General features: G+C 72.3%; 16 protein-coding genes. 9 read left to right on the top strand and 7 right to left on the bottom strand.

The genetic code is table 11. The features are described 5' to 3' along the window. Nucleotides 1-50 precede the first annotated feature (50 nt). Nucleotides 51-461: a DUF3817 domain-containing protein gene (locus ABZ234_RS20510; protein ID WP_267947584.1), complete on the top strand. Its 411-nt coding sequence runs from the start codon at nt 51-53 to the stop codon at nt 459-461. Here the strand turns inward: ABZ234_RS20510 and ABZ234_RS20515 are convergent. The 4 genes from ABZ234_RS20515 to ABZ234_RS20530 all read right to left on the bottom strand — a co-directional run bounded on the left by ABZ234_RS20515 (nt 437) and on the right by ABZ234_RS20530 (nt 3294). After that, nucleotides 437-1225 (bottom strand): SURF1 family protein, encoded by a 789-nt coding sequence (locus ABZ234_RS20515; protein WP_344181170.1) that lies wholly within the window; start codon nt 1223-1225, stop codon nt 437-439. The two genes, ABZ234_RS20510 and ABZ234_RS20515, sit on opposite strands and share 25 nt — an antisense overlap. 403 nt (nt 1226-1628) lie before the next feature. After that, nucleotides 1629-2147 carry a type II toxin-antitoxin system RelE/ParE family toxin gene (locus ABZ234_RS20520; protein WP_355013127.1) on the bottom strand — a complete coding sequence of 173 codons (519 nt, stop codon included), beginning with the start codon at nt 2145-2147 and terminating at the stop codon, nt 1629-1631. Next, nucleotides 2147-2452 carry a prevent-host-death family protein gene (locus ABZ234_RS20525; protein ID WP_355013128.1) on the bottom strand — a complete coding sequence of 102 codons (306 nt, stop codon included), beginning with the start codon at nt 2450-2452 and terminating at the stop codon, nt 2147-2149. Before ABZ234_RS20525 ends, ABZ234_RS20520 begins: the two co-directional genes overlap by 1 nt. A 308-nt stretch (nt 2453-2760) precedes the next feature. Next, nucleotides 2761-3294 carry a DinB family protein gene (locus tag ABZ234_RS20530; RefSeq protein ID WP_344181166.1) on the bottom strand — a complete coding sequence of 178 codons (534 nt, stop codon included), beginning with the start codon at nt 3292-3294 and terminating at the stop codon, nt 2761-2763. A 156-nt stretch (nt 3295-3450) separates the two neighbouring features. Between ABZ234_RS20530 and ABZ234_RS20535 the strand changes: the two genes are divergently transcribed. Beyond that, nucleotides 3451-4218, top strand: coding sequence for an alpha/beta fold hydrolase (locus ABZ234_RS20535; protein ID WP_344181164.1), 768 nt, complete (start codon nt 3451-3453; stop codon nt 4216-4218). Between the two features lie 101 nt (nt 4219-4319). Here the strand turns inward: ABZ234_RS20535 and ABZ234_RS20540 are convergent, their stop codons facing one another. Next, nucleotides 4320-4727 (bottom strand): VOC family protein, encoded by a 408-nt coding sequence (locus ABZ234_RS20540; protein ID WP_267947590.1) that lies wholly within the window; start codon nt 4725-4727, stop codon nt 4320-4322. 223 nt (nt 4728-4950) lie between these two features. Then, nucleotides 4951-5613, bottom strand: coding sequence for a class II aldolase/adducin family protein (locus tag ABZ234_RS20545; RefSeq protein WP_355013129.1), 663 nt, complete (start codon nt 5611-5613; stop codon nt 4951-4953). A gap of 321 nt (nt 5614-5934) precedes the next feature. Here ABZ234_RS20545 and ABZ234_RS20550 point away from each other — a divergent pair, with 321 nt between their 5' ends. From ABZ234_RS20550 to ABZ234_RS20570, 5 genes are all read left to right on the top strand, one after another. Further along, nucleotides 5935-7461, top strand: coding sequence for an aldehyde dehydrogenase family protein (locus ABZ234_RS20550; protein WP_355013130.1), 1527 nt, complete (start codon nt 5935-5937; stop codon nt 7459-7461). Nucleotides 7462-7642: 181 nt separating this feature from the next. Continuing rightward, a complete protein-coding gene (locus ABZ234_RS20555) occupies nt 7643-9214 on the top strand; it encodes a GMC oxidoreductase (protein WP_355013131.1) in 1572 nt (523 codons plus the stop codon). Beyond that, entirely contained in the window at nt 9211-10425 is a 1215-nt protein-coding gene (locus ABZ234_RS20560) for a glycine betaine/L-proline ABC transporter ATP-binding protein (RefSeq protein ID WP_355013132.1), read from the top strand. Before ABZ234_RS20555 ends, ABZ234_RS20560 begins: the two co-directional genes overlap by 4 nt. A 1-nt stretch (nt 10426) precedes the next feature. Beyond that, a complete protein-coding gene (locus ABZ234_RS20565) occupies nt 10427-12391 on the top strand; it encodes an ABC transporter permease subunit (RefSeq protein ID WP_355013133.1) in 1965 nt (654 codons plus the stop codon). A gap of 124 nt (nt 12392-12515) precedes the next feature. Beyond that, complete coding sequence (locus ABZ234_RS20570) at nt 12516-13457, top strand: glycine betaine ABC transporter substrate-binding protein (RefSeq protein ID WP_355013137.1); 942 nt, start codon at nt 12516-12518, stop codon at nt 13455-13457. 127 nt (nt 13458-13584) lie between these two features. Here ABZ234_RS20570 and ABZ234_RS20575 read toward each other — a convergent pair whose 3' ends face one another. Further along, a complete protein-coding gene (locus tag ABZ234_RS20575; RefSeq protein ID WP_267947596.1) occupies nt 13585-13824 on the bottom strand; it encodes a hypothetical protein in 240 nt (79 codons plus the stop codon). A 173-nt stretch (nt 13825-13997) separates the two neighbouring features. Here ABZ234_RS20575 and ABZ234_RS20580 point away from each other — a divergent pair, with 173 nt between their 5' ends. Then, complete coding sequence (locus ABZ234_RS20580; protein ID WP_355013134.1) at nt 13998-14318, top strand: type II toxin-antitoxin system prevent-host-death family antitoxin; 321 nt, start codon at nt 13998-14000, stop codon at nt 14316-14318. Next, a complete protein-coding gene (locus ABZ234_RS20585; protein ID WP_355013135.1) occupies nt 14315-14725 on the top strand; it encodes a type II toxin-antitoxin system VapC family toxin in 411 nt (136 codons plus the stop codon). Before ABZ234_RS20580 ends, ABZ234_RS20585 begins: the two co-directional genes overlap by 4 nt. The last annotated feature ends 156 nt before the right edge of the window (nt 14726-14881 follow it).

The following is a 14881-nucleotide window of genomic DNA, read 5'->3' on the forward strand; positions in this document are numbered from 1 at the left end:
GACCCCGACCCTCCTCGGGGCGGAAGTCTGACGAAGCGTGTGAGGTAGCGGTGGACAAGAGGCGTGTGTCGTTCGGGCTGTACAGGGTGCTCGCGTACGTGACCGGCGTTTTCCTGATCGGGCTGACCTTCGTGGCCATGCCCGCCAAGTACCTGGTCGGTGAGACGGCCCGTTTCTCCCTGATGCCGGCGCCGCAGGGGCTGGAGCACTGGTTCGGCCCCGAGTCGCCGCTGATGCTCTTCATCGCCATGCCGCACGGCTACATCTACATGGTGTACGTCTTCGCGGTGCTGTGGGTCGCGCTGGACCGGCGCTGGAGCGCCGCCCGCACCCTCGGCGTGGCCCTGGCCGGCACCGTCCCCGTGGTCGGGTTCGTCGTCGAGCACCGGATCGTCAGGTCCGAGCAGGCCAAGGAGGCTGCCGCGGGCGAGCGGGCTCAGGAGCCCGCGACCGCGGGCTGACCTTCCTGCTCCTCCCCGTCGGAGGCCCGCTCCCGCCGGGAGCGGGCCTCCGCCAGTTCACGGCGCATGAGGATGATCCAGAAGACCACCGCGGAGACGCCGAACATCGCCCACTGCACCGTGTAGCTGAGACTGCGCCAGTTGACCTCGACCTCGGTGGGCGGCTCGGGCGGCGGCACCGGGACGAGGGAGTCCGTGGCCGGGTCCTGCCCGGGCAGGGTGACGTAGCCCTCGTAGAGGGGGTGGTCCCACTCCTGGACCAGGACGGACGCCGCGATGCGCTCGACCTGTCCCTCGGACACCTCGACGGGGACGACCCCCTCGGCCCCGACGGGCGGCAGCAGCCAGCCCGTGACGGTGACCTCGCCGCCGGGGGCCTCGGGGACGTCCTGCCCCTCCTCGGCCCAGCCCCGGTTGACGGTGACGGCGCTGCCGTCCGCGGTGACCAGCGGCAGGATGACGTCGTGCCCCAGGACCCCGTCCACGACCCGGGGCACCAGGAGCTGCTCGGCGGTGTCGTAGCGGCCCGTGGCCTCGACCGCCTGGTTCGCGAAGGAGTCGGGGTGCATGTACGCGCCGGGTTCCAGCAGGTCCTCGACGGGGCGGGCGGAGGCCAGGTCCTCGACCGGGTTGGTGATCACCTCCCGGTCGGGCTCGAAGGCGCGGACGAACTGCCACGAGGTGCCGGTGGCGCACACCAGGACGACCAGCAGGGCGACCAGGTGGATGCCGAGCCAGCGGGGGCTGAGGAGCGGAGATCTCACCGGTCCAGGCTATGCGCGGCCTCCGGGCGGGCCGTCATGACCCCTGGTTGACGATGCCCCGAAGCCCTTGGGCTGCGGCCTGCCCAGCAATGACGATCACTTTAAGTAGTTTCTCGTGACTGAGGGTTGTTCTTCGAGGTTGGGGTGGGTAGTGTCGTCATCAACGCGGAACGACAGGGTCGATCCGCGGCAGACCTTACAGGCCGCGACTCCCGGGGGGAGGAGTCGCCGGCCGCTTCCCAGGCGAGGGTTGCTTCCGTACTTTGAGGGGGGATGCGGGAGCGACCCTCGCCACCTTCTTCCGGGGGTGTTCTCACAGATCAGTGAGGGCGCCCCCGGTTTCGTCGCAGGGGAGTTCCGCGTCGCTGATACGCGCTTGGGGCACCGGGGGCGGAGTGCGGGGTCAGAGCGGTCGTGATCGGAAGTCGGCCCAGAGGTCCACGGCCTGTTCCAGGTCGAGGGCGGCCACATCCTCAGGGGGCATGCCGACGGTGTGGATCAGACGTTCGGCCAGCCAGTCCGGGACGGGTTCTCTCGTGGGGGGCGATCCCTGTGCCAGCCTCTCCGCTGGTTTGCCGAGGTGCTCGATGACGGCCGCGAGCTTCTGGGCGGCGGGGGTGTCCTTCGAGGCTGCCCGGACTCTTCGGGAGGCTTCGGCGTAGACCTGGGCGTCCGCCCTTGCTCCGACGGCCCAGACCTCGCAGATCTCCACTCGTTTCTCGTCGGTGACGCGGTGCACGACACGCCAGGTGTTGCGTCCGACGACCAGTTTGCGAAACCCCGTGAGTTCTCCGCCCAGGGGGTATCCGGCCTCCGGGTTCCCCTCCAGGAGAAGGACCTTCTTGAGGACCTGGGGCACGGCGTCCGGACCGAGTCGCCGCAGATCGTCGAGGGCGGCGTCGGTAAAGGTGATCTCGGCCATCAGTCCTCGGGGAGTTCTTCGAGTGAGGCACGACTGTGCCCGAAGGCGGCCAGTACTTCGTCCATGGAGGTACGTCGTCCACTGTCCGTGAGTTGCCGGGCCATGACCAGGGCGAGATCCCTCAGATCCGCTTCCGCCTGCTCCAGTTCCGCGAGCCGGGCGAACGCGACCACGGCCGCGACCGGCTCGCGTCGGCGGGTCACGATGACCTCGGTGCCCTGTTCCGCGTCGTGGACGATGCCCGCGACGCCACGTCTGGCCGCATCGGTGACGCTGATCTCCTGGGTGTGCTCAAGAATTGCCATACCTCAACTGTATAGAAAACTGTACAGATTGGCGACGGGTGCGCCTGTGTCGGGAGTGCTTCGGACGCCCCGCCGCTGATACTCGCCGTGATACTGCCAGCCGAGTATCAGGGTGTTCCCGGATGCTTCTGGATGTCCCCAGAGAGACGGCCTATCCGTCCCTACCTGCGCCTGGTGGTGCCTGGATACTTCCCGTTCCGCTGGTTGCACGGGATGCGGGAGCGACCCTCGCCACCTTTCTTCTGGGGCGGGCCCACCGGTCGGTGGGCCCGCCCCGTCGCGTGTCCGCGGCCGGTCCGGGACCGGGGTCAGCCCATGGTCTTCTGGCCGTCCAGGCCCTCGCGGACGATGTCGGCGTGGCCGCAGTGCTGCGCGGTCTCGCGGAGGATGTGCAGCAGCACGTCGCGGGCCGTCCAGGACCCCCCTTCGGGGAACCACGGCGCGCTCGGGAGCGGGTGCGAGACCTCCAGGTCGGGCAGTTCGGCCACCAGCCGCTCCGTCTCCCCGGCCGCCAGCTCGTAGTCCTCCAGGACGCCGGCGAGGGTCTCACCGTCCAGCAGCCGGAAGCTGTCCGCGTGCTCCTGCCAGGTGGACGGGTCGTCGTAGTCCACCTCCGTCGGCGCGGGGCCGTTCCGGATGAAGTCGGCCCAGCTGCGCTCCGTCGACACCACGTGCTTGAGCAGGCCCCCGAGGGTCAGCTCGCTCACCGTGGTGCGCCGCGCCGCCTGCTCGTCGTCCAGCCCCCGGAGGGTGAAGCGCAGGAAGTCGCGCTGCTCCCCCAGGGCGCGCAGGAGGGACGCGCGCTCTGCGTCCAGGACCTTCTCCGTCGTCGTCGCCATCATGACCACCGCTTTCCGTCGCACCGAAGCTCGTGGTCACCACCCTAGGAACCGTGGAGGTCAAGTACTGTCCTCCACTTGGCGCGGTAGGCAGGGGGCTTTCCTGGAACCCCCGAGAGGACAACGGATAACCTGGCGTTCTGGCGACCCGGAGGTTCCATGGCCCTGATCCCGCTCCAGTACCGAATCGACGGCCCCAGGCACGCGCCCGTCGTCCTGCTCGTGCCGCCCTTCGGCACGACGATGTCGGTCTGGGAGCCGCAGATGCCGGAGCTCACCCGCGACCTCCAGGTCCTGCGGGTCAACCACCGGGGCCACGGCTCCTCACCGGCCCCCGCGGGGCCCTGCACGGTGGCGGACCTCGCCCTGGACCTGCTCGGCGTCCTCGAGGACCGGGGCTTCTCACGGGTGTCGGCCGTCGGCGCGGGGCTGGGGTCCGCACTGCTGGTGTGGATCGCGGCGAACTCGCCCCGGAGCCTGGACCGCCTGGCGCTCCTCGCCGCGGCCCCGCGCACGCCCGCCGTGCACAGGTGGGACCGGATCGCCTCACGGGTACGGGAGGTCGGCCTGGAGTCGGTGGCCGCCGACGTCGTGCGGCCGTGGTTCACCCCCGACATGGCCGAGGACCGTCCCGAGGTCGTGGCCAGGTTCACCGAGGACTTCGCCCGGCTCGACCCGGGCGGGTACGCCTCGGTGTGCGACGCGGTCGCGAAGCTGGACCAGCGCCACCTGGCCGCCGACGTGCGGGTGCCCACCCTGGTCGTGTCGGCCGCCCACGACCCGCTGCTGCCCCCCGGCCACGGGCGCAGGCTCGCCGACGGGCTCCCCGACGCCCGGTTCGAGGTGGTCCCCGGAGCCGCGCACCTCCTGGGGGTGGAGCGCGCGGACCGGGTCAACGAGCTGCTGCTGGAGCACATCGTCCGCTGAGGGGCGGACCGGGAGCCCCGGGGCTCCCGGTCCGGCGCCGCACGCCGGTTCCGGCGGCCGTCGTCCCCGGAGGACCGGCGCCCGGCTCAGGGCGCCCGGGGTCAGAGCGCCAGGTCGGGCAGGAGCGGCTGGTTGATCTCCAGCAGGTAGCCGTCGGGGTCGCGGAAGTGCGCCGCGCGGACGCCCCAGGCCGTCCAGTCCCGAGGCTCCATCGCCTGGCGGGCGCCGTCCGCGACCAGCTTGGCGGCGGTCACGTCGACGTCGTCCACCTCGAAGATCACCGCGATCCGGTCCTGGTGGGGGAGTGCGGGGTCGGCGGTGTCGGTCTCCAGGGCCTCGGCCATCACCTCACGCTGGTTGATGGCGAGCCGGGTCCCCGACTCCACGTCGAACTCGGCGTAGCGGCTCGTCTCGTCCCCTCGGAGGACGGGGAGCCTGAGGACCTCGGAGTAGAAGTGGAAACAGGCCTCGTAGTCGTTGACGAGGAGCCTGATGTAGCTGCAGCGCATGGAGCCTCCCACCGGCCGGGGTTGGTCGTCCCCACCATTGTGGCGTTTCCGGGCGGCATGTCACCGGGTATCCGCGCCGGGTTCGCGTGGGCCCGGTCACGGCGCGGCCCCGCCGGGGCGGCGAACGGCTCCGTTCCGACGGCCGGTGCGCGCATCCGGTCCGTCGCCCGCGGGACCCCGGCCCCGGGGCGGCGGCGACACGGAACTCCGAGGGGCGCGGCGGCTACCAGACGTCGGGGCCGGCCCACCCGTAGGCGTCGCGCCGGCGCACCTGGGCCAGCTCGTCCTCGGAGAGCACGCGGGGCTCACCGATCCGGCGGGCCCTGACGTAGGAGGCGCACAGCCAGTCGAGGAGGCGGAGGTTCTCCAGGGCGTGCGCCAGGTCGCGGCCCAGGGCGAGCCCGCCGTGGTCGGCCAGGAGGGCGGCGTCGCGGCCCTTGAGGGCCTTGGCCGCGAGGTCGCCGATCTCGCCGCTGCCGTAGGTCGTGTAGGGGGTCACGGTGATCGCCCCGCCCAGGGCGGCGGCGCGGTGGTGGATCGGCGGCAGTTCGGCGAGCACGGAGGACACGGCGACGGTGTCGGCGGTGAACGCGTTCACGACGGCCGTCACGTCGCGCCCGCCCTCGGCGGCGCGGCGGTGGACGGCGATGTGCAGGGTGGCCTCGGCCGCGGGGTCGCGGCGCCCCTCCAGGACCCGGTCGTCGAGCGACATCACCGGGCAGTCGGCGGGCTGGATCCGGTCGAGGGGGACTCCGTGGGGGGTGACCACGACGAGGTCGCCGCTGCGGACGCTGACGGTTCCCGCCTCCCCGGGGGCGGTGCCGGGACCGTCCGCGAGGGCGCGGGCGGTCAGGCAGACGTCGCGGCGTTCCTGTTCGAGCAGCATGCTTCCTCACGGGTTGCGCGGTCGGGCGCGGCTCCGGTGCGGGCCGTGTCGTGAGAGCGCCGAAGTGCGGACGAACCCACTTAGGTACACCTCAATGTACGTCAAAGACTGTGGCCGGTATTCCCCAGGTGCGGGTGTTCGTCGCGGGGGCTGTCGTCACGCGGCGTAGTTACTTGCCTGTGTGCGGCGCGAGGCGTGCCGACGGCTGTCCCCGAAGGCCGGGGAGTTCCTCCAGCCCAGTCGGGGTTGTGAGGGCGCTGTGACGTGTGCGTCTTAGAGACGAGGCAGTTTGTGAGTACGCATCTTGGGCAAACCGGACCCGTGAACGAACCCTACGTAACCTTGCCGTCCGTGCCGTACCTGTCCGAACCGGGCTCCGCGACGGCCACCAGCCTGTACATCGACGGCGAGTGGCGCGCGGCGCGGAACGGCCGTGTCCGGGAGATCCTGGACCCGGCGGACGCCTCCGTCCTGACCATCGTCAGCGAGGCGGGCCGCGCCGACGCCGAGGACGCCATCGCCGCCGCGCGGCGCGCCTTCGACACGGGGGAGTGGCGCCGCACCACGGCCGGGGAGCGGGGGCGCGTCCTCGACCGCATCGCCGACCTCCTCCAGCGCGACCGCGCGGAGATCGCGGTCATGGAGTCGCTCGACACCGGCAAGACCATCGAGGAGGGCGGGATCGACGTCGACGACGTCACCGACGTCTTCCGCTACTACGCCGGACTCGCGGACAAGGACGCGGGCCGCATCGTCTCCGCGCCCGAGGGGGTGCACAGCAAGGTCGTCCACGAGCCCGTCGGCGTCTGCGGCATGATCACCCCCTGGAACTACCCGCTGCTCCAGCTCGCCTGGAAGATGGCCCCCGCCATCGCCGCGGGCAACACCATGGTGGTCAAGCCCAGCGAGATCACCCCCGTCACCACCGCCAAGCTGGTCGAGCTCACGACCGAGGCGGGCATCCCCGCGGGTGTGGTCAACCTGGTCACGGGGAGCGGCCCCGACGCGGGCGCACCGCTCTCCGAGCACCCCGACGTGGACCTGGTCTCCTTCACCGGCGGTCTGGCCACCGGCAGGCGCATCATGGCGGCGGCCTCCCGGACCGTCAAGAAGATCGCCCTGGAACTGGGCGGCAAGAACCCCAACATCGTCTTCCCGGACGTCGACCTCGACACCGCCGTGGACTACGCGCTCAGCGCCGCGTTCTTCCACTCCGGGCAGGTGTGCTCCGCCGGCGCGCGGCTCATCGTGCACAACGCGATCCACGACGCCTTCACCACCGAGCTCGCCCGCCGGGCCGAGGCCATCCGCATCGGCCGGGGGCAGGACGAGGGGGTGCGCTGCGGACCGCTGGTGTCGGCCGAGCACCGCGCCAAGGTCGAGGCCGCCGTCGCGCGCGGTGTCGAGGAGGGCGCCCGCATCATCGCCGGGGGCAGGCGGCCCGAGGACCCCGGGCTCGCCGACGGCTACTTCTACCGGCCCACCGTGTTCGTGGACTGCGACCGGTCCATGGACATCGTCCAGAACGAGGTGTTCGGCCCGGTCGTCACCGTGGAGCGGTTCGAGACGGAGGCCCAGGCGGTCGAGCTCGGCAACGACACCGACTACGGGCTCTCCGGGGGCGTGTGGACCGGTGACACCGCCCGCGGCGAGCGCGTCGCCGCGGCCCTGCGCCACGGCACCGTCTGGATCAACGACTACGGCCCCTACTTCCCCGGGGCGGAGTGGGGCGGTTTCGGCCGCAGCGGCGTCGGCCGGGAGCTGGGGCCGGCCGGCCTGGACGAGTACCGCGAGGCCAAGCACATCTACCGCAACCTGGCGCCCGAACCGCAGCGCTGGTTCGGCTGAGGCCCCTGCCCCGCCCCTCCGGGCGTCCGACGCCCGCCGGCGCCGTTCCGTCCTCCGCGCCGGCGGGCCCCGCCCCCACGACCGCGGAGCGTCCCCGCCCCGCATCCGTACGACAGCAGAACCCGCACAGGTCGGTTTCCCCGGCATCCCCCGGGCCAGAGACAACGAGAGGAATCGGACCGTGGCCACAGAGACCACCTACGACTACGTGATCGTCGGCGGAGGCACAGCGGGCTCGGTGATCGCCAACCGCCTCACCGAGGATCCCGGCACCACCGTGTGCCTCATCGAGGGCGGTCCCGACGACCGCGACCTGGAGCACGTGCTCCGGCTCCGCGACTGGCTGAGCGTCCTCGGCGGCGACCTCGACATGCGGTACACGACCGTCGAGCAGCCGCGCGGCAACTCCGACATCCTGCACTCCCGGGCCCGCGTGCTCGGCGGGTGCTCCTCGCACAACACGCTCATCAGCTTCCGGCCCTTCGCCGAGGACCTGGACGACTGGGTCGCGGCGGGCGCCGAGGGCTGGGACAACGCCACCGTGCAGTCCTACGCCGACCGCATCAGGTGCAACATCGTCCCGATCGCCGAGAAGGACCGCAACGCCATGGTCCGGGACTGGGTCGCCTCGGCCGCCGAGGCCGCGGACGTCCCGGTCGTCGAGGACTTCAACGCGCTCACCTCCCACGGCGGCGGCTTCGCCGAGGGCGCGGGGTTCCTGTCCATCGCCTACGACCCCTATACCGGCCACCGCTCGTCGGCGTCGGTGGCCTACCTGCACCCGATTATGGACGTGCGGGAGAACCTCACCGTCATGCTGGAGACCTGGGTCGACCGGCTGCTCCTCGACGGCGACCGCGCCACCGGGGTCCGCGCCACCGCCGCGGACGGCACGCGCCTCACCGTGAACGCCCGCCGCGAGGTCGTCCTGTGCGCCGGGGCGGTCGACACCCCCCGCCTGCTCATGCTCTCCGGGATCGGCAACGCCGAGGAGCTGCGCGCCGTGGGGGTCGAACCCGTCCACGACCTGCCGGGCGTGGGCGAGAACCTCCTCGACCACCCCGAGTCGATCATCATGTGGGAGACCGACCGGCCGGTCCCGCAGAACACGGTGATGCACTCGGACGCGGCCCTGTTCGTGCGGCGCGACGACAGCGACCCGCGTCCGGACCTGATGTTCCACATCTACCAGATCCCCTTCGACGACAACACGAAGCGGCTGGGCTACGAGTCGCCGCCCGACGGCTGGGCGGTGTGCATGACGCCGAACATCCCCCGCTCCCGCTCGCGCGGCAAGCTCTCCCTCACCAGCGCCGATCCCTCGGTCCCGCCCGCCCTGGACTTCCGGTACTTCACCGACCCCGAGGGGTACGACGAGAAGACCATCGTGGACGGCCTGAGGATCGCCCGCGAGGTGGCCGCAGCGGAGCCGTTCCGCTCCTGGATCAGACGCGAGGTCGCCCCCGGCCCCGCGGTCACGACCGACGAGGAGCTGTCCGAGTACGGCCGCCGCGCGGCCCACACCGTCTACCACCCCGCGGGAACGTGCCGCATGGGAGCGGTCTCCGACGACACCGCCGTGGTCGACCCGCGCCTGCGCGTCCGGGGGCTGCGCGGACTGCGCGTCGCCGACGCCTCGGTGTTCCCGACCCTCCCCACCCCCAACCCCATGGTCATGGTCCTGGCGCTCGGGGAGCGGGCCGCCGACCTGATCCGGCAGGACGGGCGGGCCGGGGGAGGGGAGGGCCGATGAGCACGCGCGCGGAGGGGGAGGCCGTCCCGCAGGAGGGCACCTCCGACACCACCTTCTCGGTGCGCCACCTGTGGAAGATCTTCGGCAGGAACGCCGACAGCGTCATCGGCACGGACCTGGAGCACGCGGACCGCGACCGCATCAAGGACGAGACCGGCTGCACCGTGGCGGTGCGCGACGTCTCCTTCGACGTGCGGACCGGGGAGACCTTCGTGGTCATGGGCCTGTCCGGCTCCGGCAAGTCCACGCTGATCCGGTGCCTGACCCGGCTGATCGAGCCCACCTCCGGGCAGGTGCTCCTCGACGGCGAGGACATCGGGGAGGCGGGGCCGCAGAGGCTGCGCGAGCTGCGCCGCCACAGGATGGCGATGGTCTTCCAGCACTTCGGGCTGCTGCCCAACCGCAGGATCATCGACAACGTGGCCTACGGCCTGGAGGTGCGGGGCATGCCGCGCCCCGACCGCTACGCGCGGGCCCGCGAGATGATCGACATGGTCGGCCTGGGAGGCTACGAGAACTCCCGGCCCGGCGAACTCTCCGGCGGTATGCAGCAGCGGGTCGGCCTGGCCCGCGCGCTCGCGGTCGACCCGCAGGTCCTGCTGTTCGACGAGCCCTTCAGCGCGCTGGACCCGCTGATCCGCCGGGACATGCAGAACGAGGTCGTGCGGCTCCAGCGGGAGCTGCACAAGACCTCCGTGTTCATCACCCACGACCTCCAGGAGGCGCTCAAGCTGGGCGACCGCATCGCCATCATGCGCGACGGCGAGCTCGTCCAGGTCGGCACCCCGGAGGAGGTGGTGGGGCGCCCCGCCAACGCCTACGTCGCCGACTTCACCTCCGACGTCGCCCGCACCACCGTGCTGACCGCCCGGTGGCTGGTGCGCGAGCCCTTCCCGGGGGAGCGCACGGACGGACCGACCACCGAACCCGGCACGGTCCTGGCGGAGGTCCTGCCGATGCTCGCCGCGAGCACCGCGCCGGTCCGGGTCGTGGAGGGCGGCGCCCTCCTGGGCTACGTGGGCCGGGACGACGTGCTGCGCGCCATCGCGGAGGACCAGCTGGAGAACGCCGCGGCGGCCGCCGCCATCGAGGGGGAGACGTCGGAGGAGCTGTCCGACGGGGCCACCGACCCGGCGTCGGCGAGCCACGTCGCGGACCTCGGCGACGACGGTGGGCCCGGCGGGTCCGCCACGGCCGGGAGCGGTGGGTGACATGGCCGCTGTGACCCGCCCCGCCGCCGGCGCCGGGAAGGCCGCCCCGGGCGGCGCCGGGGGAGGAGGCCCCTCCCTCCTGCGGAACACGTGGGCGCAGGCCGCCGCGGTCGTCGCCGTCCTCGTGGCCGGGTACTGGGCGACCCGCGCGCTGGGCGGCCCCGCGTGGGCGGGCCCCTTCCCGACCGCCGTCGGGGACGCCTTCATGGCGTGGCTCGACGGCGTGTACGGGTGGATCGTCGTCAACCGCAACGACAGCCCGCTGTTCCTGTACTTCTTCAACTACGTGTCCGTGGGACTGGGGTCGGCCGTCGTGCTGATCGACCAGTTCCTCGACTTCCTCACCTGGCCGGGCGTGACCGTCCTCGGGGTGCTCACCGCCTGGCGGGTCGCCGGGTGGCGCGTGGCGCTCCTGGTGCTCGCCGCCTTCGGGGTGTTCGCGCTGACCGGGCTGTGGAACGAGTCGATGACCACCCTGGCGCTGATCATCGCGTCGGTGTTCATCGCCCTGCTGTTCGGCATCCCGTTCGGCATCCTCGCGGGCCGCAGCGACCGGTTCCACCGGGGCGTGCGCCCGGTGCTGGACTTCATGCAGATCATGCCCGCGTTCGCGTACCTGCTGCCGTTCGTGCTGCTGTTCGGCATCGGCAACCCGGCCGCGGCCGTGGTGACCGCCGTGTACGCGTTCCCGCCCGTGGTCCGGATCACGGCGCTGGCGATCCGCGAGGTGCCCGGGGGCGCGGTCGAGGCGGCCACGTCGCTGGGGTCCACGCCGTGGCAGGTCCTCACCAAGGTGCAGCTGCCCCTGGCCAGGCGCACCATCCTGCTCGGCGTCAACCAGACCATCATGCTCGCCGTGTCCATGGTCGTCATCGCGTCGGTCATCGGCGCCGGCGGGCTGGGCGACGCGATCTACCAGGCGCTCTCCAAGGTGAACGTCGGCCAGGCGTTCCAGGCGGGCCTGGCGATCGTCATGCTCGCCATCGCCCTGGACCGTGTGACGGGCGCGGTCGGCCACGGCGCGCGCACCCCGGACGTCCCCGAGCGGCTCCGGCTGCCGCTCCTCGGCGGCGGGCTCGCGCTGACGGTCGCCGTGGTCGCCGTCGCGCGGCTCATGGGCGTGCGCGGGTGGCCGCGCGAGGCCGCGGTCGACATCGCGGCCCCGGTCAACGCAGCCTACGAGGCCGTCCAGGCGGCGATCGGTCCGACCACGGCCGCGCTGGGGACATGGACCCTCGACTGGGTCCTGGGCCCGCTGGGCGCGCTCCTGACGGGGTCGCCCTGGTGGCTGGTGACGTTCGCCGCGGCGGCCCTGGCGTGGATCTTCTCCGGCGTCGGGGCGGGCGTCGTGTCCGGACTGGCGTTCGTGGTGGCGGGCCTGCTGGGCGTGTGGGACAACGCCATGGACACGCTCTCGCAGGTGCTGGTGGCGTCCGCCCTGACCATCGCGCTCGGCGTGGTGATCGGCGTGCTGATGTCCCGCAACGACGTGCTCGCCGCGATCCTCAAGCCGGTCCTCGACGCCATGCAGACCCTGCCGCCGTTCGTCTACCTGATCCCGGCGGTGGCGCTGTTCTCGATCGGCCGCGTCCCGGCCCTGGTGGCGGCGGTCGTCTTCGCCCTGCCGCCGGTGATCCGCCTGGTCGACGACGGCATCCGGGGAGTACCCGCCCCGACCCTGGAGGCGGCCCGCTCCCAGGGGTCCACCAAGTGGCAGCTCCTCACGAAGGTGGAGCTGCCCATGGCGCGCGGCTCGATGCTGCTCGCCGTCAACCAGGGGATCATCCTGGTGCTGTCCATGGTGGTCATGGGCGCCCTCGTCGGGGCCGGCTCGCTCGGCTTCGACGTGGTGTTCGGCCTGGCGCAGAACCAGCTCGGCCTCGGCCTGGCGTCCGGGCTGGCGATCGTCTGCCTGGGCCTGTTCCTGGACCGCCTGACGCAGGGAAGGAGGGCACCCCGTGCCTAGACAGGACCCCCGGGGCCCGTTCCCCGACCGTGTCCGCGCGCTGTTCGGGACGGGGGCCCGCACCGCGCCCCGGTCCGCGCGGCGGGGGCCGGGCACGCCCGCGCCCCGCCGCGCCTCCCTCCTGGTGAGGGGGATCGCGGTCGGCCTGGCCCTGGCCGCGGTGGGTGCGTGCGCGGTGCGCACCGACCAGATCGCCCGGGACCCGGGCGTCGTCCGCATGGCCCTCAACGGCTGGGTGGGCTACGAGGCCAGCGCCGAGGTGCTGGCGTACATCCTCCGGGAGGAGATGGGCTACGACGTCCAGCTGGTCCGGACGGACGAGCAGCCGTCGTGGCAGGCCCTGGACCAGGGCGTGCTGGACGTGATCGTCGAGAACTGGGGCCACGAGGACCTCATGGACCTCTACGGGCCCGAGGGCAACGGCACCGTGGTCGACGGCGGCCCCAACGGCAACGTCGGCGGCATCGGCTGGTACGTCCCCGGCTACGTGGTGGACGAGTACCCGGAGATCGCCACCGTCGACGGGCTGAAGGAGCACACGGACCTCTTCCGGACCGCCGAGACCGGGGACCGGGGGGAGTTCCTGGGCGGGGCCCCCGGGTTCGTCACCCAGGACCAGGGGATGATCAACGCCTTCGACCTGGACCTGGAGATCGTCTTCGCGGGGTCGGAGGCCTCGCAGATCACCGAGGTCCGGCGGCGCTACGCCGAGGAGGAGCCCGTGCTCTTCTACTTCTACGATCCGCAGTGGCTCCAGGAGGAGCTGGAACTGGTCCGCGTCGACTTCCCCGCGTGGGAGCCCGGGTGCGACGAGGACCTGGAGTGGGTGCCCTGCGACTACCCGGTCTACGACATGAACAAGATCTTCCGGACCGGGTTCGTGGAGGCGGACGAGCCCTCGTACCAGTTCCTCGACAACTGGACATGGACCAACGAGCAGCAGAACGAGGTCGCCCGGATGATCGCCGAGGAGGGGCTCGACCCCACCGACGCCGCCGAGATCTGGGTGGACGGGAACCGCGACGTGTGGGAGCCCTGGCTCCCGGAGGGTCGCGCGGACCGCTGACCGCGGGCTGCCGGCCGCACGATCCGCCGCCGGGACGGGGGAGGCCCCGCCCCGGCGGTCCGCCGTCACCGAGACGGTTCCCGGCCCGCAGCCCCGCACGGCGGCGCCGCGCGCCCCGGGCCGGCCGTCAGGAGCGCGGCCGCTCGTACCTCAGGCGCCGGTCCACCCAGTACACGTTCACGCAGGTGCCGACGAACCCCGCGACCAGCAGGACGACCAGCCACGCGTCGGCGTCCCAGGCCAGGGCCAGGACCAGGCCGACCAGCATCACCAGGGCGCCGAACACGGCCAGGACCAGTCGGAACCCCAGTGCGCTCGCGGGGCGCTCGGGACTGCCGAGCGGTCCCCTCAACCTGCCTCGTCGCATACCGCACCACCTCCCTCCACCAGTCCTACCCCAGGACCGCCCGGCCCCTCACCCGCCCCGGCCCCTCCGGTCGCGCCGCCGACCGCGCCCGTCATGACTGCCGCTCCGAAAGAATGGCAGGCAATGCTGATCAGTGCCGGACAAGGAGGTCGAGGTGGCATGCGCTGAGTGGTATGGACACTGAGGTGAAGGACCACCAGATCACGATCCGCGAACTCCAGCGCCGCGCGGCGGACGTGTTCGACCGCGCACGCAGAGGGGAGTCCTTCACGGTGACCAGACACGGCGAGGTCGTGGGAAGGGTCCTCCCCCCCGACCCGGCGGAGGAGGCGCTGACACGCGCGGTGGACCGGGGCGTGATCGACCTCCGCGACCTGGAGTCGCTGCCGCGGGCAGCCGAAGCCGCGGACCTTCCCCGCGAGGAGTCTCCGCCCGGTACCCGCCTTGCCACGGACGCCCTGGCCGAGCTGCGTGAGGAGGACGGAGAACGGTGAGGTTCGTCTACCTGGACACCTGCGCGGCACTCAAGCTCTTCAAGGAGGAAGTCGAGTCGGAGGCCCTGGAAGGCTGGCTGAACGAGAACGCGGAGGCACGCCAGATCACCAGCTACCTGACACGGACCGAACTGCGACGTGCGCTGCACGCCGTCGGTGCGAGGAGGGAGACCCTCGAACGGGCGACGGCGTGGCTGTCCCGGGCCGCGCACCTGCGTATGCCCGCCGAGGTCTTCGACACGGCCGGTGACCTCGCGCCGGGCGCGCGCCTGCGGTCGCTCGATGCCCTGCGCGTGTCCTGCGCGCTGGAGCTCGGGCCAGCACTGACCGGGTTCGTCACCTATGACAAGCGCTTGGCCGAAGCGGCCGAAGCGGCCGGGCGCCCGGTCGTGCCGCCCTCGCCCTGACAGACCGGCAGCGGGACCCGGAGAGGAGAGACCACCTCCGTGGAGGGCGACGGGAAGGGGCCGGGGACGAGCAGATGAAGGTCGACTGAGACGCGGGGGGGGGGGGGGGCGGGGGGGGCCCCCCCCCCCCCGGGCCCCGGGGGCGGGCGCCCGCGC

Source organism: Nocardiopsis sp. NPDC006198 (genome assembly GCF_040613895.1).
Taxonomy (GTDB): Bacteria; Actinomycetota; Actinomycetes; order Streptosporangiales; family Streptosporangiaceae; genus Nocardiopsis; species Nocardiopsis tropica.